This window comes from Ligilactobacillus sp. ESL1201 (genome assembly GCF_058503265.1).
Map to the genome: position 1 here is coordinate 1351681 of NZ_CP196362.1, position 25566 is coordinate 1377246.

The following is a 25566-nucleotide window of genomic DNA, read 5'->3' on the forward strand; positions in this document are numbered from 1 at the left end:
TGGGGTATAGCCAAGCGGTAAGGCAACGGGTTTTGATCCCGTGATTCGCTGGTTCGAATCCAGCTATCCCAATTTGATTACCGATCCATATCAGGAGTTGAGCCAAAACAAAATTTTGTTTTGGCTCAACTCCTGATTTTGTCTCCATAAACGATAGACTTAATCGGGCTCTATATCAGACGAAAAACCAACGCTTGTTAGTACAGAGCCCCAAAAAAACAGGAACCAAGGTCCTTATTGACCTAGTTCCTGTTTTTATTGTAATCTTCTACTTAATTCCCGCCATCAATTTTTCGATCCGTGGTGCTACAAATAATAAAATAATACCGAAGACGATCGTGACTACACCGACAATTCCGAAGTATGCGACTTCAGTTTGCGGGGTATACAACCGCACGATCAAAGCGTTGATCGCTTGGGCGGCGGCATCACCTAAAAACCACATTCCCATCATTTGTGACTGGAAGGCTTTCGGTGCTAGTTTGCTGGTGACGGATAAACCGATCGGCGAAATCAACATTTCACCGACAATTACCAACGCCCAACTGATGATCAGCCACAAAGGACCAACCTTCGAATTTACCCCGAACAACATCCCCGGTAACATCATCCATAAAAATGAGATCCCGGCAAAAAATAATCCGTAGGAGAATTTCCGTGCCGAAGATGGCTGTTTGTTACCTAATTTCGTCCACAAAACGGTGAAAAACGGAACGTATAACATGATAAACAACGGGTTAGCACTCTGGAACCAGCTGGCCGGAAAATGAAAACCGGCAAGCGACAACCGCGTCTGGTCCTGAGCAAACAGTGCCAAAACCACCGAACCCTGTTCTTCGATCGACCAAAAGAGGATCGAAGCGATGAACAGCGGCACGTAAGCCCAAACATGAGAGCGTTCCTTTTTAGTGACCTTTTTGCTGGTCAGCATCAAAACAAAATAATAAACCGGAATCAAGATCGCAACTACACTGATCAAATTGACTACGTTGTCGACGCTCAATAATTTAAATAGTCCCATGATCACGAAAACTAGCACTACAAGCAAAATTCCTAACAGTGAATTGCGGATAACTTTCTTCAATTCATCCGGCTGGATTGGATCGCTTGGATATAAACTCTCCCGTGGCAAATATTTCTTACCATCGATCGTGTATTGTACCAAGCCAAAAAACATCCCGATCGCTGCTAGCGAAAAGCCGAGGTGAAAATTGATTTGTTGCCCTAAATAACCAACTATCAACGGCGCTACAAACGAGCCCATGTTGATCCCAAAAACAAAAATATTAAAGCCAGAATCGCGCCGTACGTCATCTTCGGCGTACAAACTACCGACCATTTCGGAAATATTAGGCTTCAATAGCCCGGTTCCCATCACGATCAAAGCGATCGAAATAAATAACGCAACTTTTCCTAACGGCAACGACAGTGCGATATGCCCGCACATGATCAAAACTCCACCGATAAAAACGGTCCGGCGGCTGCCCCACAAACGGTCACTGACAAAACCACCGACCACACTTGAAAGGTAGACTAACGAACCGTAAATTGACATCACGGAAGCGGCCGTGACCTTGTCAAAACCCAGGCCACCCTTGCTGACGGCAAAATACATGTAAAATAGCAAGATGGCTCGCATGCCATAATAACTAAACCTTTCCCACATTTCAGTGAAAAACAATGTCGATAAGCCACGGGGATGCCCTAAAAATGTTGGCTCACTCATAAACCAAATTCCTCCTATATTAAATAGCAATTACTCCTATTTAAAATTTCAATAACTATAAGTATATCATATAAACTGTGCTAATAATAACTGCTGGGCATCGTCTCCTCGGATTAGTTCAAAGTAACGTTTCTACCATAGATACAACAAAACGGGCGCCCAACCTAATGAGCGTCCGTTTTGTTTATCAGTAAGCAATAATTAGCCTTGTAGCAAGGTCAACACGCTGTTTGGCATTGCGTTAGCTTGTGCCAACATTGAAGTAGCGGCTTGTGACAAAATATTGTCCTTGGTAAAGTTCATCATTTCTTGTGCCATGTCCACGTCGCGAATCCGGGAATTGGCGTCGGATAAGTTAGTAGACGTGGTACCCAGGTTATTGATCGTGTGAGTCAAACGATTTTGCGCGGCACCAAGATCGGCACGTTGCCCAGAAACTTTATTGATGGCGGCGTCGACGGCATTTAGAGCAGAAGAAGCATTGGCACGAGCGTCACTATCTAACGTGCTGTTATAGGTAGCAATCGCATTGTTGACCGTCTTAGAAGCATCATCAGTAGCTGAACCGTAAGCAGCAACGGCCGTCTTAGTATCGGCATCCTTGTCGCCATAACTGCCAATGTCACCTTGTAACTGGTTAGCAAACGAAACTAAGTTGCTGGTGAATTGAGCCAATTTGTCGGCATCGTTTTTAACGTCGTCGGTCAAACCACCCTTAACCTTGCTGTAAAGTGAATCTAAACTCTTATCTGATTTAGCTAAAGCAGTAACTAAACTACTCAAGCTAGCAGCACTAACTGCCGGATCAGCACCTTCAGCACCCGGAGCAAGAGCAACTACACCTAGGCTAGTTGCCAAAGTCGAAAGCGCGTCGCTTTGTTGTTTAGCAGTAGCGTTAACGGTGATCGCATTGCCAGCGGCTACGGCAGTGTCATCGTCACTAACATTAACTTTTAATGAATCTGCATCCATCGCATTGATGTTAACGCTCATCGTTTGACCGGAGTTAGCACCGATTTGGAAGGTAAATTGAGTGTTGTCTTTGCTCAATAAGTTCTTCGTGTTAAATTGAGTCGTCGTTGCGATTCGCGTAATTTCTTTAGACAAAGCAGTGTATTCCTTGCTAATTTCACTACGATCTTCAGAAGTCAAGGTATCGTTAGCCGATTGCACGGACAAGTCCCGCATCCGCCCTAAGATACTGTGAGTTTCATTCAAAGCACCTTCAGCCGTTTGGATCAAAGAAATTCCATCTTGGGCGTTAGTCTTAGCTTGATTCAAGCCGCCGATCTGCGCCTTCATTTTTTCGGAAATAGCAAGTCCAGCAGCATCGTCGCCGGCCTTGTTGATCCGGGAACCGGATGATAATTTAGCTAATGAATCTGATTTGGCATCATTAGCTGAGTTCAAACTGGATAAGGTGTTCATTGCAGGTACATTAGTATTGATTCTCAAGATAATTCCTCCGTATTAATTTTTCGAAGCCTCATGCGCTCCGGTATTATTCATCGGACAGACTTCTAAAAAATTAAGGGTAAAAATTATTTTTTAGTTATTTTATTTATGCTATTTTTTGTAAAACATTGATAATATAAGTTGTGTAACGCTTACTTTTAGTAAATATTTTTTATTGGATTTTTGAAAATAATAGTGTTCCATGAATTTGAATCATCATTAGATAACACTAAAATGATATAAAAAAGACTATTATATAAGATAATATACCATTGATCGTGATAAATAAAAAATTATAAGTAAATTAAAATAAATCATCATAAAATTTAATAATAATGGTTTTAAAAATAGCGTTAAAAATAAAAATCAGTCATTAGCTTAACTTATCCGTTAAAAAGCATGAAACAAATATCATTTATATCGTTTCATTTATTAATATTTAATAGCAAATATTAATTATTATATTATCAAAAAAGTGGACGTAACCAGCCTAACTGGTCGTCCACTTCACCGTTTTATGTTAGCGCATTCATTTAAACTTAACAGTCACCCTGCAGCCTTTGACGCTTTTTAACTACCGCGTGCTTCATTTCCTCAAGGTATATTAGGTCTCTTTCTACTGAGTAATCAATGTCTCTGTACATAAACAGCAAGACGTCTTTTACCAATTCTTCACCATAATATTGCATAAATTGCCGTAAACCAAGCTGTGGCAAGCCATCAAAACTAGTCAATTCGATGTGGCGTTGCTGCAATTCATTCATAAATCTGGTGGGAAACACCGACTGGACTTGCCGATATAATTGATATTCCAACAAAGCGATTTTTTGCGTCAAATAAAAACTATGGTAAAAAGCAGTCGGATTACTGTGAATGACATATGCTGGTAATTTTTCAGTAAAATACAAGTATATCTGATTATGCTTACCACACGCATGATGCTTTAAGTTACCTAGCATTACCCAACTAGACGGATGGCGCGTGTAACTTTCTAGTGGCATTAACATTATTTTTCCCCATACAAACGGTAACAAGTCGTGGGACGTTTCATTTCCCGGCAAAAAATGTACCAGTGCTCGTGGTACCGACAGCGGAACGTGTTGTCTTTCCAAAAAATGTCCTACTAATATCGTAGTACTAGATTTCGTGAAGAAGGTCCCCCGCTCCTTATCGATCACGATCGACTTGCACCGTGGCAGGCAATATTCAGTAACATCTAAAATCAACAATGCAGAAGTAGTAAGTTCCCCGCGCGAATCCTCGTAAGCTGAATGATACAGCTTTTGGATCCCTGTTCGATTTAAATTGATCTGCTTTAGCATACAAATCCCTTCCCGTAACACTGACCATGCAACTAAGTTAACCATTATTTATAATAATGTTTACTATTCAATTATAAATTGATTATACCTGATAAAAAATGTTACCGCAACTAAATTTTAATCCAAATGTCACCAAAAAATAATTAAAAAGAACAACAAAAAAGAACCACGACATTTTTCATTGTCATAGCTCTTTTTTGCTTATACCAAATAGTATTGAACATCAGTTAAATTTATTTCTTAAATTCCTTACTGATCTGTCCGGCTAATTGTGTTACTAAATCTTCGTCTTTGAGTCCCGTCGTTTCTTGCACGACTTCCGCGAACTTAGCTTGGATCATCTGCTGTAACTTGACGCTTTCGTCGTCTGTCGGCACGTCAAATTGATAAATCTTAGCGGCCGTTTCCAGCAGCTTCTCGTAGCTCAATCCCCGTTCCTTAGCCTCGCGGATCGGGCGAATGAAACGTTCGTCGAAGCCCAATTTGCGGATCGGTGTCCGGCCGACGCGGGCAATCGTGTCTGAGATATAGGTATTTTCAAAACGGCTGATGATCTTTTGTTGGTAAGCTTCGTGGTCGGCCCGTTTGAAATGCCACTTAGCGATCAGTAGGTCGCCCGTTTCTTTAAGGACGCCCTTGAGTTGGGTGAGCACCTTTTCGTCTTTGATGGCATCACCGATGCTGTCGTAACCTAATGTTTTGCCGGTGTAAGCGACGGTGGCGTGGCCCGTGTTAACGGAAAATAGCTTACGTTCGATGTATGGTTCCAAATCCGGGGCGTAGTCCACGCCTTTGAGTTTCAGTTCCGGCCGGGCCATCTGCGATTCGTCCACGATCCATTCCTTGAACGGTTCGACGGCGACCATCAACGGGTCGTCGTGCTTTTGTAGTGGCACGATCCGGTCAACGGCAACGTTCGGGAAGCCGACAAATTCATCGACGTAAGCCTTGGCTGCGGCATCTAAATGTTCGTAAACCGATTTTTTCAAACTCTGCGAGCCGCCGATCATGTTTTCACAGGCGATCACGTCGATCTTTTGTTGGTTACCAGCTTCCTTGCGGGCAACCAAACCCTGCGCGATCAACGGTGCGATCAGCTTCAAGATCTTAGGACCGATCGCGGTGGTGACCAAATCGGCCTGCGCAATCGCTGCGACCACTTTTTCCGGCTCCTTGGCGTTGTTGATGCCGGCGACGTTATGCACCTGGATCTTTTCTTGCCCCGCGGCGGCGAGTTCGATCTCGTATTCGTGGCGCTTGTTTAACTCGTCAATGATCGTTTCGTTGACGTCGACAAAATCAATACTAAAATCGTTGGCAGCTAAGGTCTCGCCGATAAATCCCCGGCCAATATTACCCGCGCCAAAATGAACTGCTTTCATTGTTTTTCTAACCTCTTTTTTGTTTTTCTGACAAAATTCATCAGCTTAGCGTTTCTTAATTGCGCTCGTCAAGCCAACAGCCTAGGCCCTAAGGACACTGAACAACAAATCCAAATACAGGATTTGCCGTTCAGTGCCACTTAGTCCACGAACGCTGACCGGCTTGTCTCGCAGCTTGTTTTAATCGCGCTCCGTCAGCCAGCAACTTGTGTCTAGCTACGCCCAACAAAAAATCCAAGTTCAGGCTTTTTCGTTGGTCTAGGCTAGTCCTCAGTTGCCAAGCGGCTGACTTTGCAGCCTGTTTTAATTGCACTCCAGCTGGCAGCGGGTTGTGCCTAACTACGTCTGCCAATAAGTCTCAACCCGACTTATTACCAGCCTAGGTTAGTGCTCACCTGCTAAGCACCATCTTCCGCAGCTTATTATTTACCAACCTCTTTTAACAGATCAATGACCTCTTGTTCCGATTGTGCATCCGCTAGCTTCGCAACGTTTTTGATCTCACTGCAAAATAACGCGATCTGCGATAAAACATCCAAATGTTCGTTTTCAATGCCCGCGATCCCAAACACTACCGTTACTAGCTTATGCTCTTCTTCCGTTCCAAAATCGATTCCTTGTGGAACTTGGATCACCGAGATCCCCGTTTTTTTAATATATTTTTTCCCTTCATCGGTTCCGTGAGGGATCGCGATAAAGTTACCCATATAAGTCGATAAGTCGTCATTGCGCGCGATCATCGCGTCAACATATTCGGGTGCCACACAGCCATCATTTACGAGTAATTCGCCCGCCGCTTTGATTGCCTCTTCTTTAGTCGTAAAATGCTGGTTAAGCTTGATCATTTCTTGTTTTAGTTCCATTAATTTACCTCCCTCCTATTTTTTGAGTTGTGCAACAATTTCTTCTTGTGCCGTTAACAAATCAGCACTAACAACTTGTTGTGCTTGGCTAACCGCCACTTTTTCAACCGTTACTAACAATTGATCCGGTTCGTCTTTGACAGCATCACTAGCTACCCGTTGAACCGTTATCGAACTACCATTCTTTTGTAATTCATCGCTTAACAAACTAGCCGCCATCGTTGCGGAACCAACGTTTTTCGTTCCTGCCACAAAACTGATTACTTTAACCTTAGTAAAGTCAATTTGGGCAAAATCGTTGACTTCAGCCGTTGTTGCCTGCTCCGCACTTGCGGTTTGTGGGGCTGATGCATTTTGTAACATCTGAGCAATCTCATCATAACGCGGACTGCTCATAAAATTATCGACCGAAACGTGCATTGCATCAGGAGTTTTGTCCGTAGCACGTTCCGTTAATTCGTTTTGAGTAACGACTAATAAGTTAGGTTCTGGCTTCAAATTACGAACAGCCATATTGGTGACCGGTACGTCTGTGATCCCAGCTTTTTTCAGCTTATCACGTAGTAACGAAGCGCCCATTGCTGACGAGCCCATTCCTGCATCACATGCAAAAATGATCTTCTTAATTTCTTGACCGTCTGCCGGAGCAGCAACTGCTCCCTTAGACTCACTCTTCATTTGTTCCATTTCGGCTTGTTTAGCAGCGAAATCATCACCCGTTGATTTGTCGCGCTTCAAAATAATTGCGGAGAAAACAAACGAAACGATGGTCGCCACTAAAACTCCGGCTAAATTAGCCAGGTAGGCTCCCTTAGGCGTCATCAGTAAGATCGAGATGATCGAACCCGGTGAAGCAGCGGCTTTTAGTCCTGCTCCTAGTAATTGGAAAGTAAATGTTCCTGATACTCCGGCTAAAATTGCAGGAATAATCAGTAACGGCTTCATCAAAATATACGGGAAGTAGATTTCGTGCACCCCACCGAAGAACTGAATAATCACAGCACCCGGAGCAGAGGACTTCGCATTCCCCTTACCAAATAAACAGAATGCTAACAAAATTCCTAAACCAGGACCAGGATTAGATTCCAGCAAGAACAAAACTGACTTACCGATCTGACCGGCTTGTTGAATTCCTAGTGGAACTAAAATACCATTACCAACGGCATTGTTTAGGAACAACACCTTTGCTGGTTCGATAAAGATATTAGCTAACGGCAACAAATGAACCGAAATGATCCACGCTACCCCTTTAGCTGCTAAATTACTACCACCAACAACTAACGGGTTAACGATAAACTGACCGATAATCGCTAAAATCATTCCCATGATACCAGCGGAGAAGTTGTTGTAGATCATTTCAAAACCAGTTCTAATTTTATCCAGGAATAACTGGTCAAACTTCTTAATACACCAGCCGCCTAAAGGCCCCATGATCATGGCTCCCAAAAACATCGGGACTTTGGCACCGACAATAACACCCATCGTAGCGATCGCACCGACTACGGCACCCCGCTCTTCGTCGACCATCCGACCACCAACGTATCCGATTAATAATGGCAATAAATAATGTAGTGCCGGACTGCTCAGTTTGTTGATTTCCGCGTTAGGAAACCAGCCACCCGGGACCATGAATAATGCGGTAATTAACCCCCAGGCAATAATGGCAGAAATATTAGGCATAATCATTCCCGAAAGTGCAGTCCCAAAGCGCTGGACTTTAGCCTTCAGAGAACTTTTTTGCTTAACTGGCTGTGTAGCCGTCTCTTGTGACATAAGTCATCCTCCTTAGTAAAATACCGTTCTTAATTTTATTTTAAGACGGGATGCGTGCGGTTACAATTAAATCTAGCATGCATTCTGGCAGACACTCGGTGACAAACTGAATTTAAGTCCGACTAAAATCCCAGCTTGCAAAAAGCAATAACAGCTACTATAATTGGACTATACCAATAATAAAGACGGAGGTAAACCAGATGAAATTAATTGTCACGGATGACCAGCAGGCTGGCGGCGTTGCCGGTTTTAAAGTCTTCAAAGAAGCTCTCGCTAATGGAGCGCAAGTCTTCGGCTTAGCTACCGGCTCGACGCCCATTACCACTTACCAGCAAATTACCGCTAGCGAGCTTGATTTTAGCAACTGTACTTCGATCAACCTGGACGAATACGTCGGACTCGCTCCTAAAAACGATCAGAGCTACCGCTACTTCATGAATAAGTATCTTTTTACACAAAAACCGTTTAAACAGTCGTTTCTCCCCGACGGCTTAGCACCCGACCAACAAGCAGAAACTAAACGCTACGACCATATCATCGCCGCTCACCCGATCGACTTACAACTACTGGGTATCGGGCAAAACGGCCATATCGGCTTTAATGAACCCGGGACTTCCTTTGAACTAACCACTCACGTCGCGCAACTCACGGCTTCGACGATCAGCGCCAACAGCCGCTTTTTCGCCAGTGAAAAAGACGTACCTCAAGCGGCCTATTCGATGGGAATCGCTTCGATCATGAAGTCTAAAAAAATTCTTTTAGAAGCGTTTGGCAGCAATAAAGCAGACGCGCTCGCTCAGATGTTCAACGGCCCCGTAACGACCCACGTTCCCGCTAGCGTATTGCAAAATCACCCCGACGTCGTGGTGATCGCGGACCAAGCGGCGGCAGCTAAAATTAAATAAAAAGAAAAGTTGGCATTAAAAGTGGCTGGGACAAAAATATGGTTTCGTCCCAGCCATTTTGATGCCAACTCTTTTAAATTTCCGCCAAAAACTTCTCCGCCAAAAATTCCTGCAGCTGCTTACTATCTCCTTTTTCAAATAAGTGCAAGTTTTCGTCACTCATCACCAACATGCTGCTGATCATTCCCAGCACCTCTGTTTCCTGCTCCGTGATCGTATCCGGTGCCAATAAAACTAAAAAGCGTTTGACCGTGATCTTTTCGTGATCCATCGCCAACATTTTTAACGGTGCCTGAAGTTCGAACATGCGCACATCGATCCGTAAAACGGGCGCGCTACTAGTATGCAATAAAGCCACGTGCGTATCCGGCAAGCCGATCGGCGCCAGCGTGACCCGGTTGACCAAACTGGTCACCACCTGCTGTTTGTCACCCACCACTTGCGCCGGCAACGAATCTACCACCAACTGTAACACTTGCGGCAACGCCATCTGCGGCTTGTTTGCCAGCAACTCAACTCTCATTTCCCGGGCAATTCGCGCATAAAGATCAGTTAGCTTTTTTCGTGCTAGCAGCTGAGTCAACGCCCCCGTTTTAGTGCGTGAATTAGCCGTTGCTGCTGGGCTATTTTGCAGGTATTTTTGCCGGTAAGTTTTCAAATAGTTCCTGATAGCTTGCACCTCGTCGTGCACTAGCAGCGGGCTGACGACCTGATAATCGCGCGTAAATCCCGGCAAGTCGATCGTCGATAACACCAAGTCGTAATCGGCAGCGTTGATCCCGGCTAGCTTAGCAACCTTAGTCGTGTCGATCCGCTGAATTTCCGGAATTTCTTGTTGCAACCGGCTTTTTAGGATCTGCGACGTCGAAAAGCCATTCTCGCACACTACCAGCGCGTGTAATCCCTGATGATACTTGCGGTTTTCGTATTCATTCGCAAAATATAATAGTAGTAATTGCATTTCCGACTGGTTGATCTGAGCCGTACTGAAAACTTGCGCCCACTTTTCGGCAATGATCGCCGCAAGGTCCGCGTATTTACGTTGCACGTTAGCCAAAGTCAGTAACTGCACGTCGGGTAACTGCGGTTTTCTTTTCTGCAGTAAGTTTTCAATGTGACGCGTTAATTTTTCAAAAAAGACCGGGTTGCGTTTAAAATCCCAGCCATACGCCGTCGATACCAAAGAAATCAACTCGCGTACCTGGGAAAAAACAGCCGATTCGGTATAGTCGACCCGGATATCGCTAACTTGACGGTCGTTATTTTGCAATTGCAGCGCCAAAAAAGTAATTTCTTCCGGGGGCAATTTGGTACTGACATTTTGGTAATCCAGTTTGGCTAAAAATTGATAGGTCAAACCTGAATATTTCAGCACCGGCTTTTTACCGCTTTCTGTGGCTAAACAGCAGCCCTTCAAAAAACGCTGCACCGTCAGCGCAAAGATCAGTATTAATAGTAGTAATTGGCGGTCCGAGACGCCGCGAATGTGCGCCATCACTTCGCCAGTCAGCGCCTGATAGCACTTAAATAACAGGTCTGGTGGCAATAACAACGCGAAGAAATTATTCAGGGTTTCTTTTTTGCGCTGCAGGTATAGTAAAAATTCGTATTCGTTGATCTCATTTAATACTAACCGACAAAAAAGGTACCGCCGGGTGTCTTCCGGACCAGTCACCCTGATGCCGACTCCTTTTTTGCGCAGTAATTTTAGCCCGTATTGTTGTAACGACCGCTCAACAACGGCTAGGTCGCGCTGGATAGTGCCCTGACTGACTTCTAAATTCAACGCCAAATTAACGATCTTCATTTCCTGACTGCTCAACAATAACATCGCCGTTACCGCATTTTGCCGCGAACCCGTCGTAAATTCCAACTTGTTTTCCTGTTTTACTAAACTGGATTTAATTTTTTGCAGGTCGCGCTTGCTCCCTTCCAAACGATAGCACCCATCTTGGTTGATCAAGTCGATCCCCTGTTGCGCCAAATACAAGCGTAGTTCGGCAAACTCGCGGTATAACGTCCGTTGGCTGACCTGTAACTGTTGTTCTAATTCGGCTAATGCTACCTTTTTTTTACTAGTCAGCAGTAATAAAATTTTATTTTGCCGTTCAGTAAAAACAACCATCGCGCACACTCCTACTCTATCCAGCCAGCAACAACCCTAATGATAACTAAGTAATCGTAACAAAAAATCAGTTAAATTGCACCTCCCATAGTTTATTATGTCCTTTAATGACAGCGATTACAATTAAAGCACCAAAAAACTGCTCAGTTAACAAACTTGTTACTGAACAGTTTTTCATTATCTGTTAGTCATTATTCGACCGTCACACTCTTCGCCAAATTCCGTGGTTTATCAACATCATAGCCCCGAATCTTGCTGGTGTAATAGGCAAACAACTGTGCCGGAATAATCGCTACTAATGGTGTTAGTAACGGGTGAACTTCCGGCAATATTACTTGGTCTCCGGGCTTAGCCAGTTTTTCCGTCACGATCGTAATAACACTTCCGCCACGCGCAGCTACTTCTTGGGCGTTACTGCGAGTATGTTCGGCAACGCGTTTATCCGTCACCAAAGCTAGGACCGGCGTACCCTTTTCGATCAGTGAAATCGTCCCGTGCTTTAATTCCCCAGCGGCAAAGCCTTCAGTTTGTACGTAGGAAACTTCTTTTAATTTCAAAGCGGCTTCGATCGCAGTGTCGTAGTCGATCCCCCGCCCGATATAAAAGGCATTGCGCGTCGTTGCCAGGTATTTTTGAGCTAACTCGCCGATCTGTTCTTTGCCATCGACCAGGGTCTGCATCGCGTTTGCCACCTTGGTCAATTCCATCTTAACGTCAAATTCAGCAGCACCAGGATGTTTTTTAGCCATTCCCAATCCCTTGGCGATAATCGCTTCCAGCGCAATTTGTCCGGTATACGCCTTGGTCGAAGCCACCGCAATTTCCGGGCCGGCGTGCAGCAACAACGTATAAGTAGCTTCCCTGGCTAAAGTCGAGTTTTGCACGTTAGTGATCGTCAAACTCGGGTAGCCCCACTGATTAACTTTCGCCAACACCTGGCGGCTATCGGCGGTCTCTCCGCTTTGACTGAGGAAAATAAAGAATGGCTTGTCCGTTAACAGCGGCACGTTATAACCAAATTCTGAGGCCAAATGAACTTCGGTCGGGATCTGCGCAATTTTTTCAAAGAGGTCCTTGCCCACTAAGCCTGCATTGTAACTCGTCCCTGCCGCTAAAATATAGAAACGATCGGCATCTTGCAACGCATTTAACAGCTGCTCGTCAAAAACTGCGTTGCCCTTTTCGTCTAAGTAATGTTGTTCCAACGTCCGCATTACGCCAGGCTGCTCGTCGATTTCTTTGAGCATGTAAAAATCATAAGCGCCCTTTTCCGATTCGCTAGCATCCTGATCAACGTGAAATTGGTTACGGGTAACTACTTGACCAGCAGCGTCTTTGATTTGAACCTGTTGTGGCGTAATCGTTACCACGTCACCGTCGGTCAGTTCGATAAAATCATGTGTTTGAGTCAGCATTGCTAATGCATCGCTGCAAACGACGTTAAAACCATCACCGACACCGATCAGCAGCGGACTTTTATTTTTAGCAACGTATAAAGTGTCTGGTTGATTTTGATCCATCAATAAGAATGCATAAGACGAAGACTCGTCGATCAGCGTCAAAACGTGACGCAACGCCTCTTCGGTACTACGACCCTGTGCGGCAAAATGAGCGACTAACTGCACGATCACTTCACTATCCGTTTCACTGGTAAAAGGCACGTCAGCCAAATACTCAGCTTTTAACTCGTTAAAATTATTGATCATCCCGTTATGCACCAAATAGTAACGACCGTCCGCAGATACATGGGGATGCGCGTTAGCTTCACTAGGTGCTCCGTGGGTGGCCCAGCGCGTATGGCCGATCCCAGCAGTTCCCTTGACCGAGTCTCCTACCTTAGCTTGCAATTCTTCAATGCGGCCCTTAGCTTTGACCAGCGTTGCCTGACCGTCGTTGCCGCTAACGTAGATACCGGCCGAATCGTAGCCCCGATACTCCAATTTTTTCAAACCACTCAGTAAAATTTGCGTCGTATCAGCCTTACCAGTTACTCCAACGATTCCACACATATTATCTAACCACCCTAAATTATTTTTTATTGGTATATCCCACAAATTAAATGATAATGCTCACAAATTAGATAATATAATAGAAATATTCGTCTGTCAACTCCCTAATCACAAAATTGGTATATGTCTATACCAATTAAACAAAAAAGACTAGGACAAATTTAATCGTCCTAGTCCACTGAGAGCCAGCAGTTTTGAGATAGTTTTAGCAACTTGGTCCTTATAATAGGAAGAAATTATTTTTCTACCAAGTGCTCACACCGCTGGCCACTTAGTAATGCCACCGCATCATCCAAACTAATGTCTACCATATTTTGAACGGCAATATCGGTGTAAAAACCAACGTGTGGCGTAATGATCACGTTGTCCATCGCCCGTAATTTGATCAGGTCTTCGCTTGGTAACTGTTTGCCCCGCAAATCAAAGTTAAAGAATTTTTCTTCACCTACTAGGGTATCTAAAACAGCACCCGCTAGCCGGCCCTCGCTTAAAGCAGCGATCAGCGCTTGGTTATCAACGACTGGTCCCCGGCATTCGTTTACCAGGTAAGCCGTCTTCTTCATCTGAGCCAATGCACTTTCGTTGATCAAATTTTCCGAAGTCGGGTTCAAATCAACGTGCAAACAAATGACGTCTGACTCTTGCAACACTTCTGAAAAAGTTTTAAAGGTCAACACATCATCTAACTGGTGATTTGGCTTGATATCATAAGCGATCACGTTAGCATCCAGCGCATGGAATAACTTCGCAGAAGTGCCACCGATCCGGCCAGCGCCAATGATCCCGATCGTCATGCCGTGAATTTCTCTTCCCTGTAAACCGGCCCAGCGAAAATCTTGTTCCCGCACTCGTTTATCTACTAATTCTTGTTTACGCAGTAACCGCAAAGTTTGAGCCAAAGTCAGCTCGGCTACCGAACGCGGTGAATAAGCGGGAACATTGGTGACCTGCAGGTTATTTTGGCGGGCTAAATCTAAATCGATCACATCATAACCCGCGGTTCGTGTCGTGATCTGTTTGATGCCCATCTCTTTTAACTTTGGGTAAACATCGGGTTCGATCATACTCCGTTGTTGGATCACCAACCCGTCATAACCCTTGATCTTTGCGACCGTATCCGAATGTAACTCCCAATCCGCTGTCGTCAATTCAACATCAGGATGCCGTTTTGCCCACGCATTCATCGCTGGCATTTCGTCTGGTCTAACAGTTAACGCAATAATTTTCATCTTAATTCTTCCTTTCCATTGGGTACCTAGTTATTTCCTCGTTTTTGAGCTACATACTGGTGCATTAATTTCATTCCCCGCTCGATTTCCGCCATGCTAGTTGCATAACTAAACCGTAGGTAGTGCGCTCCGCCCGGGCCAAAATATGAACCCGGAACCGCTGCGACCAAACCGTTTTTAGCTAAATCATAGGCAAACTTGACGTCGTCTTGCTCCAGATCCGGTGCGATCTTAGCAAAAATATAAAACGCACCACTCGGAGTCGCCACGCTAAAATTCAGTTCCTGTAGTTGAGCGACAATGTAATCACGGCGCTTGCGATACTCTGCTTTCATCGGTAACGCGTCATCGCCGCCGTTTTTAAGGGCTTCGGTTGCCGCGTCTTGCGTCACCGTCGCGGTACTGGTAATCGTAAACTGGTGGATCTTTCCTAATTCGTTAGTGATCGCCTGGGGCGCGCACATGATCCCGATCCGCCAGCCTGTCATCGCGTGCGATTTGGACACTCCGTTGATCAAAATCGTCTGGTCTTTTAACGCATGGACCATCGAGGGCTGCTCACCATCGTAATTTAATTCACTGTAGATCTCGTCACACAAAACAAAAATCGGGCGGTCGCGTACTACATCTGCCAACGCGTTTAGTTCGGCCTGCGAATAAGTCACCCCGGTCGGATTGGACGGATAATTTAGCAGCAACATCCGAACTTGCTCACCGTTTGCAGCCAGCGTTGCTTTCAACAGCTCCGGTGTTAATTTAAAGCCCGTCGCCGAAGTATCAACTAAGAGCGGTTCGCCCCCAGCGATGGTAACGTCGGCGATGTACAACGGAAACGTCGGTGTCGGAATGATCACTTTTTCGCCGGGATTTAAAACCGACAGGATCGCCGTGTATAACGCTTCGGTCGCCCCTTGCGTAATGATCACTTCGTCTGCCTCGTAGTGTTCGCCGTATTTATTAGCTAAAAAATCAGCTGCGCTTTGACGTAACTCCAAAGTTCCGTTAGAAGGTGCGTAGTGCGAATGATCGGCGTTGATGCTTGCGATCGCGGCTTGCTTAATGTGAGCAGGCGTAGCGAAATCCGGCTCTCCAACCGTGAAATTCACGATTTGAGCGATACCATTAGCATAAGTTGAAAAGGCCAAGATTTCTGACGGTTTAACTCCTGCTAGTTTGCGGTTTAAATATTTAGTCATGTCCATAAGCTTTTCTCCTCGTCTGATTTATTATGTTAACGTAACGTGCAGCAATCTCCTTTCCGTTGGTAAAAATAAAAAAGCCCTGCAAATCAATTTGATCTGCAGAGCCATTCAAAGTCATCTATTACTTGCAGATCAATTTTTAACCTGCAAGGTCAGCCAAAGTCAATTAGCTTTTATTCCTACAGGTACAAACCACAGTCGTGTTTGCACCCGCTACTTAAGATGCAAACACTACCTAAAGAAATAAAAGTAATAACGCCATGTATTCGGTTGTCGTGAACTGTCTTTTCTCATGAATATGCGCTCCTAACTAAAACTGAACACTCTTAATTTAATCCCTCGACCACTAGTTTGTCAACACTTTTTTAATTTAAATTTAATTTAATCTTGGCGACTGCCGTGCTAAAATATTTTTGTTTGCCGCGCTTTAATGTAGCTTTATGTTCCAACTCCCCAAAAGCTAAAATTTAAATTTGACAACGATAAAAAATTAATTTACTGTTAAAAATAATTTTGAAGAACAATTAGGAGATGATCAGATGTCACTTTGGCATAATTTAACGCGCAAGGCCGACGTCAACCAATACTTAAAAGCTGACCAGCACCTGCACCAAACTATGGGTGCTAAAGATTTATTGGCCTTAGGGATCGGCGCCGTCATTGGAACTGGAATTTTTATCTTACCCGGCACGGTCGCTGCGACCGTCAGTGGTCCCAGCGTGATTTTAAGTTTTTTACTAGCCGCGTTGGTCTGTGCGACCGCGGCCATGTGTTACGCTGAGTTTGCCTCGTCTTTACCCGTCGCTGGGAGCGCGTATTCTTACGGCAATATTATTTTCGGGCAGTTCATCGGTTGGGTCCTAGGCTGGGCGCTGATTCTCGAATACATGTTAGCCGTCGCCACTATGTCGGTCGGTTTTTCTGCTTATTTCAATTCGTTTTTACAAGGTTTTGGCATTCATTTACCCCAAGCGATCTCCGGTTCTTACAATCCCGGTCAGCATACCTACATCAACTTGATCGCAGTTTTGATCGTGTTACTGATCGCCCTGATGCTTTCGCGGGGAATGAATACTTCCGTGCGGGTCAACGACTTCATGGTTCTCGTCAAAATTGCTATTATCGTTTTATTCGTAGTCGTTGGTATCTTTTACATCAAGCCGCATAACTGGTCACCTTTCATGCCTTTCGGTGCTAAAGGAATCACCAGTGGGGCCGCAACCGTCGTCTTTGCCTACCTTGGTTTTGACGCCGTCTCCGCTTCGGCACCCGAAGTCAAAAACGCCCAGCGCAACCTACCGATCGGTATTATCGGCACGCTGATCGTCGCCACCATTTTGTACATGGCAGTCTCGACGGTATTAACCGGAATGTTGCCTTACACCAAACTAAACGTTGCTAACCCGGCTTCGTTTGCAATGCAATTTTTCCACTTAAACGGTGTCGCAGGCGTGATCTCGATCGGTGCGATGGCCGGCATGTTCACCGGGATGGTCACCATGATCTACAGCAGCTCGCGGCTCGTGTATGCAATTGGTCGTGACGGCTTATTACCTAAATTTTTAGGTCACGTTAACAACCGTCACCTACCCAACAATAGCCTACTGATCGTCACGACTATCATCGCCATCATGGGCGGTTTGATCGATTTAGATCAGTTAGCTGAATTAGTTAACATTGGTACCCTGATCGCTTTTGCCTTTGTTTCATTAGGAATTATTCCCCTACGCAAACGAACAGACATTCAAAACAGCGGCTTCAAAGTGCCACTGTATCCCGTTTTACCGCTGATCTCACTGGTTTTATGCCTATATCTAATCACTAAGCTTAAAGTCATTACTTGGATTGCTTCACTGATTTGGTTTGCCTTAGGTGCAGTCATCTACTTTGCTTACGGAATATGGCATAGTAAAACAGTTTAATTGGAGCACGAGCAGTCTATTACTTACAAAAACTAAAAAAGATAGGCTGGGACAAAACTTCGTTTTGTCCCAGCCCCATTGTGTTTTTCCGTAAATAATAGATTGATCGTGCTCCAAAAAGCAGCAGTTTGCGCCTAGCTACGTTTCAAAATAAAACCAAAGTTCAGGTTTTACTTTGAAACTAGGCTAGTGCTCGACTGCTAAACGCTTTTTGTCCCAACTCTTCTTTTTTAGTTTTCCAAATCACGGGATAATTACACACTAGTTCACATCGTTTACTTACAACTTAGCGATCTTTCCTTGTTCGATATACACCGCTAAAATCGATAAATCAGCCGGATTGACCCCACTGATCCGCCCCGCTTGTGCCAGCGTCTCCGGCCTGATCTTCGTTAGTTTTTGCCGTGCTTCGGTTGCTAGCCCGTCAATTGCATCGTAATCGATGTTAGCCGGGATCTTTTTGGCTTCCATCTTTTTGAGTTTAGCTACCTTTTCCAGTTCTTTTTTAATATAACCCTCATACTTGAACTGGATCTCCAACTGCTCGATACTTTGAGGATCCAACTGCTCTTCAGGTTGACCGATAAACGGCAATAAATCCTGATAAGTTACGTACGGCCGCCGTAAAAACTCACTAGCCAACACCCCGTCTTTTAACGGGTGTGCGTCGTGTTGCGCTAGATAGGCGTTGACTTGTTCATTAGGTTTGATCCGAACTCGTTCTAAACGCGCCCGTTCCGCTTGCAGCGCCTGTTTTTTAGCCGTAAATTTAGCGTAGCGCTCAGGTGAGATCAAACCAATCTTGTGCCCCGTTTCGGTCAAGCGCATATCGGCATTATCGTGGCGTAACAATAAACGGTACTCCGCCCGCGACGTCAACAAGCGATATGGTTCGTTAGTTCCCTTAGTTACCAAATCGTCGATCAGCACGCCAATGTAAGCATCGCTGCGCTTCAAGATCACTTCGCTTTTACCTAATGCGTGCCGCCCCGCGTTGATCCCGGCGATCAAGCCTTGACCCGCGGCTTCCTCGTAGCCCGAAGTTCCGTTAGTCTGACCAGCGGTGTACAAACCAGATACTAGCTTGGTCTCTAAAGTCGGGTGAAGCTGATAAGGAGAAACGACGTCGTATTCGATGGCATAACCCGGACGCATCATTTCGGCATTTTCCAGCCCCGCGATCGAATGGACGATTTGTTGTTGGATCTCTTCTGGCATCGAAGTCGATAATCCCTGCACGTAAAATTCGTCGGTCTGGCGGCCTTCCGGTTCCAAAAATAGTTGATGCCGCGGTTTGTCGGCGAAACGCACGATCTTGTCTTCGATCGACGGACAATACCTCGGGCCAACCCCTTCGATCACGCCGCTAAACATCGGTGCCCGGTCTAAATTATCCCTGATCACAGTATGAGTTTCTTCGTTGGTGTAAGTCAACCAACAGGATAACTGCTCTGCTACCGGTAAATAATCGGCATCGTTTGATTCGTAAGAAAAATGGTGCGGCGTCTGATCACCTGGCTGTTCGTCCGTTTTAGCATAATCAATCGTGTTGCCATCCACTCGCGGTGGCGTCCCGGTCTTAAAGCGTTGCAACTCAAACCCTAATTTTTCCAAATTTTCCGACAGTTTGAGAGCCGGCTGGGTATTATTGGGACCGGAAGAATACATTAGCTCGCCGATGATGATCTTACCCCGAGCCGCCGTTCCCGTCGTCAGCACCACGGCTTTAGCACCGTAACGCGCACCCGTATTAGTAACTACGCCCTTGACTTGGCCGTTTTCTACGATCAAATCGTCAACGATTCCCTGACGCAAAGTTAAATTTTCTTGGTGTTCTAGCGTGTGCTTCATTTCAATGGAGTACTGGCGCTTATCAGCCTGTGCCCGCAACGCCCGGACTGCCGGGCCCTTGCCGGTATTTAACATGCGCATCTGGACGTAAGTTTTGTCGATGTTTTTACCCATCTCGCCGCCCAACGCATCGATCTCGCGCACCACGATCCCCTTAGCCGGTCCCCCGACTGACGGATTGCAGGGCATAAATGCCACCATTTCCAAATTGATCGTTACCAGTAACGTAGAATTACCCATCCGGGCCGCCGCCAAAGCAGCTTCACAACCCGCGTGTCCCGCGCCAACAACGATCACATCATAATCTTTAGCCGTATACGGTTTTCCTAACTGCATTTAAATTTCTCCTATTACTTTATTTGCCTAAACAAAATTGACTGAATAATTGGTCCAACAATTCATCCTGGTAAGAATCGCCGGTGATCTCTCCCAAATAATCCCACGCATTAGTCATATCGATCTGACACAGATCAACGGGCATGCCCGCAGCGATCCCGTCTAACACGGCAGCTAACGAGTCTTTAGCCTTGTGCAATAACGCAACGTGACGCGCATTGGTGACCATCACCGTCGTTTGGGAATTTTCGATCCCACCAAAAAAGAGCGTCGCGATCTTTTTTTCCAGCTGTTCTAGCCCCGTATTTTGCAGTACCGAAACGCTTAGCACCTCGTCAGGATCAACGTATTGTGCTAACTGCTCACGGGATAATTTAGCCGGCAAGTCCGTTTTATTTAAAATTACGATCCTTTTTTTGTCCTGCGTTAATTCCAGCAACTCGCGGTCTTGTTCTTGCAACTCCTCGGCCGCGTTCAGCAGTAAAATGATTAAATCCGCCTGCACGATCGCATCCTTAGAACGCTGGACCCCGATCTTTTCGACCTTATCGCTCGTTTGGCGAATTCCAGCCGTATCGATCAACTTTAAGGGAACCCCACGCACGTTGACGTATTCTTCGATCACATCACGCGTCGTGCCGGCCACATCGGTCACGATTGCTTTATCTTGATGCAATAAATGATTCAACAAACTCGACTTGCCGACATTGGGACGCCCGATGATCGCCGTTGCCAGACCTTCCCGCATGATCTGCCCCTGATTAGCCGTTTGCAATAATTTTTCAATCCTTTTTTTGACCGCTAGTGCTTTTTCTTGTAGCAATTTAGTCGTCATCGTTTCGACATCATCGTATTCAGGATAATCAATGTTAACTTCAACTTGTGCCAGTACGTCTAAGATGTCTTGGCGCAATTTCCGGATCAACTGGGCCAAATTACCGTCGAGTTGACCAACTGCGACTTGCAATGAGCGATCGGTCTTGGCGCGGATCAAATCCATTACCGACTCCGCTTGTGTCAAATCGATCCGCCCGTGCAAAAAAGCCCGTTTGGTAAATTCACCTGGCTCCGCTAACCGAGCGCCGTACTGTAACAATAACTGTAAAATTTTATTGGTCGCCACGATGCCGCCGTGGCAGTTGATTTCCACAATATCTTCTCTAGTAAAAGTTTTGGGAGCCCGCATTACCGACACCATCACTTCATCGACTTCCTGGTCAGTTTCGGGGTCGATAATGTGCCCGTAATTGATCGTATGGCTGGCAACTTTAGTCAGATCTTTACCCTTAAATAGCCGCACCGCAATCTCCAGTGACTCCGTACCACTCATCCGCACGATCGAAATCGCTCCTTCACCCGGTGGCGTCGAAATCGCAGCGATCGTATCATATTCCGTTGTCTGATTAACAGTCATCTAAATCCTCCTCAAGACACAAAAAAAGTGCCACTCCACGCGTAAACGCGGACAAAGCACTTTGACTACTTTATCTTTTAAGATAAGAATGATTGACTACAATATACGAGCAAATCGCTAAATTGTCAAGCTTAATTGCCCTTTTTGCGCCCAAATTAAACCAGCGCTGAAAATATTATTTAGTCGCTTCAAGCGGGTACTTGTGTCTGAAATAATAATATACTAGTACGGCTATCGCCGGGATCACCAATCCTAATAAGGAAGTTACCGGATCATCGAAGAAGTTATTTCCTAAGATCACCAGAAAAGCAACCGTCGCTAACCCGACCGTCAGTGGGTAGGCCCACACCTTATAAGGACGAGGAGCATCCGGCTTTTTATGCCGCATGATCGGCACGGCAATGATCGTCAACAGGTTAAATAGCGCCTGAGAAAAGACGACTAAAGACGTTAACTGATCGAGATCACGCGTTAAGACCAGCGCAACGGAAATCACCAACTGCATCAGTAAGGCATGGTCTGGCGTCCGGTATTTAGGATGGACGTGTTTAAAAGTCTGCCACAACAAGCCGTCTTTGGCCACGGCGTAATAGTAACGGGCAAAAGCGAGCACCATGCCGTTTAACGAACTGATCATCGCTAGCACCATCGTGACTGCCACTAAGATCGTTCCTGCCGATCCCATAAAAGTCTGCGCGACGTTAGTTCCTAAGTATAATTGTCCTGCCCGTAATTGTTTATGGATCTCTTGGGGTGCTAAGGAACGGTAGATAGCGAAGTTAAACAGTGCGTAAACGATCGTCGTAAAACCGACCGACAAGATCAACGCCCGGGGTAAATTTTTCTGCGGATTTTTCATTTCACCGGCGACCGTGTTCAGATTCGTCCAGCCTTCAAAAGCCCACAGCGAACCGATCACCGCAAAAGCAACCATTTGGATCACACCAGTAAAACTAGCATGGCCACTTGGCGGTGTTAGTGATAGATCAGGCATATATTTACCGGCAAACACCCCGAGTCCGATGATCAAAACTAATGGTAAAATTTTGAGCACGGTAAAAAAATTCTGGACTATTTCGCCGATATTGACTCCAAAGTAATTCACGATCGTGAATAACACGATCAGCCCGATCGCAATTGCCTTGACCTGCCAACCGCTAAAATTAAAAAACGTCTTCAACGCCAGCGGTAACGCGATTGCGATCGCAGCAATCGAACCCGGCCCGCCGATCACCATACTCTGAAAGGTAAACATGTAGCCGACCACCGGCGAATAAGCGTCCGACAAATAAACGTAGATGCCGCCAGTCTCCGGGTTCATCGCTCCCAGTTCGGCAAAACACAAACTACCCATCAACGTGACTAAGCCACCGACGATCCATGCAAGCAAGGCATAGCCCATCGACATGCCCGAACGTTGTAGTACATAAGAACCGATATAAAAAATGCCGGAACCAATCATGATGCCGATCAAAATATTGCTACCACCAAAAACACCGATCGACTGTTTTAACTGCGTGTCTTCTCCCTTTTGTTGCATTTGATCACCTCTAAAAAGTTAATTAAGCAAAGTTTACCATAAATACGAACGAAATAAAAATTTTATGACATTTACGTAAAATTTTACTAATAATGTAGAGATAAAGTATGTTATCATCTAGTTATAGCATAATCGTTAAAGGAGTTGCTTTATGGAAATCATCACTCGTTTGTTACCCCACCAAATTATTTTACCGGTTACTCCCAGCGCCACACTGGTGACCGAACAATTACAATTAGTAGAAACACTCCAGCCTTACACCCCGCTAGTGGCAACGGGGGTGGCTAAAGATCAGCAACGAACTTATTTTGTAACTCCCAACGGGCTACTGCGCACCACGGATGCTTGTTTTCAATCATTTAGTCCTTTTAGTGAATTACAACCACTGGCCCAACTAACTTGGGGTAAAATCAAAAATTACGCCGGTAGTCCCGCTTACGCCACTAATGGTCAGTTACTTACTACTTTGGCGCCTAAAACGACACTCCAATTTGGTGGACAAGCAACCGATCTTTTAGGACAAAAATGGCTGCAAACCGTGGAACAAACGTGGGTCTTACAAAAAGACGTGTGGCTAAACGGCGAACAATTATTTACGGTCGAAGACACCCAACAAACGATTACCGTTCTAGCACCTACCGTGGCGTTAACTACAAATGGTGCACCACTTACCGTGATTCCCGCCAACAGCCAATACGATGCTGCACGCAAAGCGACCACCGTTTTTGGCGAACACTACTGGCAAATCGACGGGCACCATTTTATTGCCAGTAACAACTGCCTGTTAGGCAAGTTAACCGTCCCGTTACAACAGGTCTGGCAACTACAGACTGAAAACATCAACCAAAATTTCTATCACGTACCAAACGGCTGTGAAGCAGCATCATTATTGATGGGACTGCACTATCAACACCAAGCAATGAACACCTCTTACCCGGAGTTCATTGCCGAAATGCCACTAGCAGTCGACTATAACCCATACCACGGTTTCGGCGGCTCGCCGTACTGTAATGTCAAGGGACGTTTCGAAGCTATTTTTCCACCCGCACTCTTACAGTGGGGGCAACGCTACGGCCGGTTACGCGACCTGACGGGAGCCACGCCCGCGATTTTGATCAATGCTTTAAAGCACGGAAACCCGGTTTTGACTTACGTGACGGTCGCTTTTACTCAGCCTGAGCCCGACACCTACCCGTGGGGAGACACTTTTAGTAACAATCACGCCGTCCTCTTAGACGGGTGCGCGCGTGGGCTATTTCACGTTTCGGATCCAATCAGCGGCCATTACTGGCTATCCCAGCAAAAATTCTTACAGGCGTATAACGTCCGCAGCTGGGCCGTTGAAATTCTCAATTAGAAAGTAGGTAAAAATATATGGGATTATCTCAACCACTATTAAACGCAATCAGTCCGACTACTCCCGGGCCGCAAAATTTAATCACCGACGTGCCCGGAGTAACGGTCGGCCACCAAACACTGATCACCGACCGGCTGAAAACCGGAGTGACCGTGATCAACCCGAGTTCAGATAACATTTTCACCCACAAAATGTTGGCGGCTAGCCACGTAATCAACGGTTTCGGCAAAAGTGTCGGCCTCGTCCAGGTAGAAGAACTCGGAACGTTAGAAACGCCGATCGTTCTCACGAATACTTTTGGCGTAGGGACTGCTCATAACGCACTGGTTAAAAAAATGCTGGCGCAAAATCCTCAAATCGGCTTAGAAACGGGAACGGTCAACCCCATCATTTTGGAATGTAACGACGGAGAACTTAATCATATCCGTGACCTGGGCGTCAGCGAAGAAGATGTCAATCAGGCATTCGAACACGCCGCTACTACCTTTGAAGAAGGTGCGATCGGCAGTGGGACCGGCATGTGTTGTTACGATCTAAAGGGTGGCATTGGCTCTGCTTCCCGTCAAATCAAAATCGATGGCCGCTTATTTACCATGGGGGCATTAGTGATGTCCAACTGTGGTTTTTTGTCCGACTTAACGATCTACGGTCAAAATATCGGTCAACGCCTAAGTCAGGTTGACAAGGATAAGGAAAAAGGGAGCATCATCACCGTCATCGCCACCGATATTCCCTTTAACGAGCGGCAGTTAAAGCGGATCGCTAAGCGTTCTAGCGTCGGGATCACCCGCAGCGGCTCGTTTACCGGCAACGGCAGTGGTGAGATCACCCTGGCATTTTCCACAGCCAACCGGATCAGCCACTTCCCACAACAGGAATTAAGCACTCAACAAGCGATCACAGACGATAAAATCGATCGTTATTTCCGTATGACAGTCGACATCGTCAACGAGGCCCTGCTTAGTTCGCTAGTCCACGCCAAAACTACGCTCGATCGTAACGGTAAACCACGCCTATGTTTAGCAGATGCACTACTGCAACTAGGGGCAAACGATCCTCAAGTTCAAAAGATCCAACAACAACTCGGATTATAAATCGATTCAACCTATTATTTACGGAGACCAAAAAACGGCCTAGGATAAAGTGCAACGCTTT

The 25566-nt window shown here is 45.6% G+C and carries 17 protein-coding genes and 1 tRNA gene; 5 read left to right on the plus strand and 13 right to left on the minus strand.

What is annotated here, in order from left to right; all coding sequences use genetic code 11:
- Positions 1 to 72, plus strand: a tRNA-Gln gene (locus ACSYSK_RS06815).
- Positions 73 to 268: 196 nt separating this feature from the next.
- Here the strand turns inward: ACSYSK_RS06815 and ACSYSK_RS06820 are convergent.
- From ACSYSK_RS06820 to ACSYSK_RS06845, 6 genes are all read right to left on the minus strand, one after another.
- Positions 269 to 1726 carry a peptide MFS transporter gene (locus tag ACSYSK_RS06820; protein WP_491714394.1) on the minus strand — a complete coding sequence of 486 codons (1458 nt, stop codon included), beginning with the start codon at positions 1724 to 1726 and terminating at the stop codon, positions 269 to 271.
- Positions 1727 to 1927: 201 nt separating this feature from the next.
- Positions 1928 to 3181 (minus strand): flagellin N-terminal helical domain-containing protein, encoded by a 1254-nt coding sequence (locus ACSYSK_RS06825; RefSeq protein ID WP_491714395.1) that lies wholly within the window; start codon positions 3179 to 3181, stop codon positions 1928 to 1930.
- Between the two features lie 539 nt (positions 3182 to 3720).
- Positions 3721 to 4503, minus strand: a complete 783-nt coding sequence (locus tag ACSYSK_RS06830) for a hypothetical protein (protein ID WP_491714396.1) — start codon at positions 4501 to 4503, stop codon at positions 3721 to 3723.
- A 233-nt stretch (positions 4504 to 4736) separates the two neighbouring features.
- Positions 4737 to 5885 (minus strand): mannitol-1-phosphate 5-dehydrogenase, encoded by a 1149-nt coding sequence (locus ACSYSK_RS06835; RefSeq protein WP_491714397.1) that lies wholly within the window; start codon positions 5883 to 5885, stop codon positions 4737 to 4739.
- A gap of 422 nt (positions 5886 to 6307) precedes the next feature.
- Positions 6308 to 6748 (minus strand): PTS mannitol transporter subunit IIA, encoded by a 441-nt coding sequence (locus ACSYSK_RS06840; RefSeq protein ID WP_491714398.1) that lies wholly within the window; start codon positions 6746 to 6748, stop codon positions 6308 to 6310.
- A gap of 15 nt (positions 6749 to 6763) precedes the next feature.
- The gene (locus ACSYSK_RS06845) at positions 6764 to 8521 is read right to left on the minus strand and encodes a PTS mannitol transporter subunit IIBC (RefSeq protein WP_491714399.1); all 1758 of its coding nucleotides are present in this window, start codon (positions 8519 to 8521) and stop codon (positions 6764 to 6766) included.
- Between the two features lie 200 nt (positions 8522 to 8721).
- Here ACSYSK_RS06845 and ACSYSK_RS06850 point away from each other — a divergent pair, with 200 nt between their 5' ends.
- Complete coding sequence (locus ACSYSK_RS06850; RefSeq protein ID WP_491714400.1) at positions 8722 to 9426, plus strand: glucosamine-6-phosphate deaminase; 705 nt, start codon at positions 8722 to 8724, stop codon at positions 9424 to 9426.
- A 73-nt stretch (positions 9427 to 9499) separates the two neighbouring features.
- On the opposite strand, the gene ACSYSK_RS06855 is transcribed toward ACSYSK_RS06850, so the two are convergent.
- From ACSYSK_RS06855 to ACSYSK_RS06870, 4 genes are all read right to left on the minus strand, one after another.
- Positions 9500 to 11551 carry a BglG family transcription antiterminator gene (locus ACSYSK_RS06855; RefSeq protein ID WP_491714401.1) on the minus strand — a complete coding sequence of 684 codons (2052 nt, stop codon included), beginning with the start codon at positions 11549 to 11551 and terminating at the stop codon, positions 9500 to 9502.
- A gap of 191 nt (positions 11552 to 11742) precedes the next feature.
- Positions 11743 to 13560, minus strand: a complete 1818-nt coding sequence (gene glmS / locus ACSYSK_RS06860) for a glutamine--fructose-6-phosphate transaminase (isomerizing) (protein WP_491714402.1) — start codon at positions 13558 to 13560, stop codon at positions 11743 to 11745.
- 236 nt (positions 13561 to 13796) lie between these two features.
- Positions 13797 to 14789 carry a D-2-hydroxyacid dehydrogenase gene (locus ACSYSK_RS06865; protein ID WP_491714403.1) on the minus strand — a complete coding sequence of 331 codons (993 nt, stop codon included), beginning with the start codon at positions 14787 to 14789 and terminating at the stop codon, positions 13797 to 13799.
- A gap of 26 nt (positions 14790 to 14815) precedes the next feature.
- Positions 14816 to 15991, minus strand: coding sequence for an aminotransferase class I/II-fold pyridoxal phosphate-dependent enzyme (locus tag ACSYSK_RS06870; RefSeq protein ID WP_491714404.1), 1176 nt, complete (start codon positions 15989 to 15991; stop codon positions 14816 to 14818).
- 539 nt (positions 15992 to 16530) lie between these two features.
- Between ACSYSK_RS06870 and ACSYSK_RS06875 the strand changes: the two genes are divergently transcribed.
- Positions 16531 to 17913: an amino acid permease gene (locus tag ACSYSK_RS06875; RefSeq protein WP_491714405.1), complete on the plus strand. Its 1383-nt coding sequence runs from the start codon at positions 16531 to 16533 to the stop codon at positions 17911 to 17913.
- A gap of 279 nt (positions 17914 to 18192) precedes the next feature.
- Here the strand turns inward: ACSYSK_RS06875 and mnmG are convergent, their stop codons facing one another.
- From mnmG to ACSYSK_RS06890, 3 genes are all read right to left on the minus strand, one after another.
- Entirely contained in the window at positions 18193 to 20100 is a 1908-nt protein-coding gene (gene mnmG, locus ACSYSK_RS06880) for a tRNA uridine-5-carboxymethylaminomethyl(34) synthesis enzyme MnmG (protein ID WP_491714406.1), read from the minus strand.
- 19 nt (positions 20101 to 20119) lie between these two features.
- Entirely contained in the window at positions 20120 to 21514 is a 1395-nt protein-coding gene (mnmE, locus tag ACSYSK_RS06885) for a tRNA uridine-5-carboxymethylaminomethyl(34) synthesis GTPase MnmE (RefSeq protein ID WP_491714407.1), read from the minus strand.
- Positions 21515 to 21689: 175 nt separating this feature from the next.
- Positions 21690 to 23054 (minus strand): APC family permease, encoded by a 1365-nt coding sequence (locus ACSYSK_RS06890; protein ID WP_491714408.1) that lies wholly within the window; start codon positions 23052 to 23054, stop codon positions 21690 to 21692.
- Positions 23055 to 23205: 151 nt separating this feature from the next.
- On the opposite strand from ACSYSK_RS06890, the gene ACSYSK_RS06895 reads away from it, so the two are divergent.
- A complete protein-coding gene (locus ACSYSK_RS06895) occupies positions 23206 to 24411 on the plus strand; it encodes a C39 family peptidase (RefSeq protein WP_491714409.1) in 1206 nt (401 codons plus the stop codon).
- Between the two features lie 17 nt (positions 24412 to 24428).
- Positions 24429 to 25505: a DmpA family aminopeptidase gene (locus tag ACSYSK_RS06900; protein ID WP_491714410.1), complete on the plus strand. Its 1077-nt coding sequence runs from the start codon at positions 24429 to 24431 to the stop codon at positions 25503 to 25505.
- Positions 25506 to 25566: the final 61 nt, after the last annotated feature.

Bases quoted from the DNA above. Each gene is read 5' to 3' on its own strand.
- ACSYSK_RS06850 (WP_491714400.1), top strand. From the start codon at position 8,722: ATGAAATTAATTGTCACGGATGACCAGCAGGCTGGCGGCGTTGCCGGT.
- ACSYSK_RS06840 (WP_491714398.1), bottom strand. From the start codon at position 6,748: ATGGAACTAAAACAAGAAATGATCAAGCTTAACCAGCATTTTACGACT.
- mnmG (WP_491714406.1), bottom strand. From the start codon at position 20,100: ATGCAGTTAGGAAAACCGTATACGGCTAAAGATTATGATGTGATCGTT.
- mnmE (WP_491714407.1), bottom strand. From the start codon at position 21,514: ATGACTGTTAATCAGACAACGGAATATGATACGATCGCTGCGATTTCG.
- ACSYSK_RS06845 (WP_491714399.1), bottom strand. From the start codon at position 8,521: ATGTCACAAGAGACGGCTACACAGCCAGTTAAGCAAAAAAGTTCTCTG.
- ACSYSK_RS06900 (WP_491714410.1), top strand. From the start codon at position 24,429: ATGGGATTATCTCAACCACTATTAAACGCAATCAGTCCGACTACTCCC.
- ACSYSK_RS06870 (WP_491714404.1), bottom strand. From the start codon at position 15,991: ATGGACATGACTAAATATTTAAACCGCAAACTAGCAGGAGTTAAACCG.
- ACSYSK_RS06875 (WP_491714405.1), top strand. From the start codon at position 16,531: ATGTCACTTTGGCATAATTTAACGCGCAAGGCCGACGTCAACCAATAC.
- glmS (WP_491714402.1), bottom strand. From the start codon at position 13,560: ATGTGTGGAATCGTTGGAGTAACTGGTAAGGCTGATACGACGCAAATT.
- ACSYSK_RS06895 (WP_491714409.1), top strand. From the start codon at position 23,206: ATGGAAATCATCACTCGTTTGTTACCCCACCAAATTATTTTACCGGTT.
- ACSYSK_RS06890 (WP_491714408.1), bottom strand. From the start codon at position 23,054: ATGCAACAAAAGGGAGAAGACACGCAGTTAAAACAGTCGATCGGTGTT.
- ACSYSK_RS06820 (WP_491714394.1), bottom strand. From the start codon at position 1,726: ATGAGTGAGCCAACATTTTTAGGGCATCCCCGTGGCTTATCGACATTG.
- ACSYSK_RS06865 (WP_491714403.1), bottom strand. From the start codon at position 14,789: ATGAAAATTATTGCGTTAACTGTTAGACCAGACGAAATGCCAGCGATG.
- ACSYSK_RS06835 (WP_491714397.1), bottom strand. From the start codon at position 5,885: ATGAAAGCAGTTCATTTTGGCGCGGGTAATATTGGCCGGGGATTTATC.
- ACSYSK_RS06830 (WP_491714396.1), bottom strand. From the start codon at position 4,503: ATGCTAAAGCAGATCAATTTAAATCGAACAGGGATCCAAAAGCTGTAT.
- ACSYSK_RS06855 (WP_491714401.1), bottom strand. From the start codon at position 11,551: ATGGTTGTTTTTACTGAACGGCAAAATAAAATTTTATTACTGCTGACT.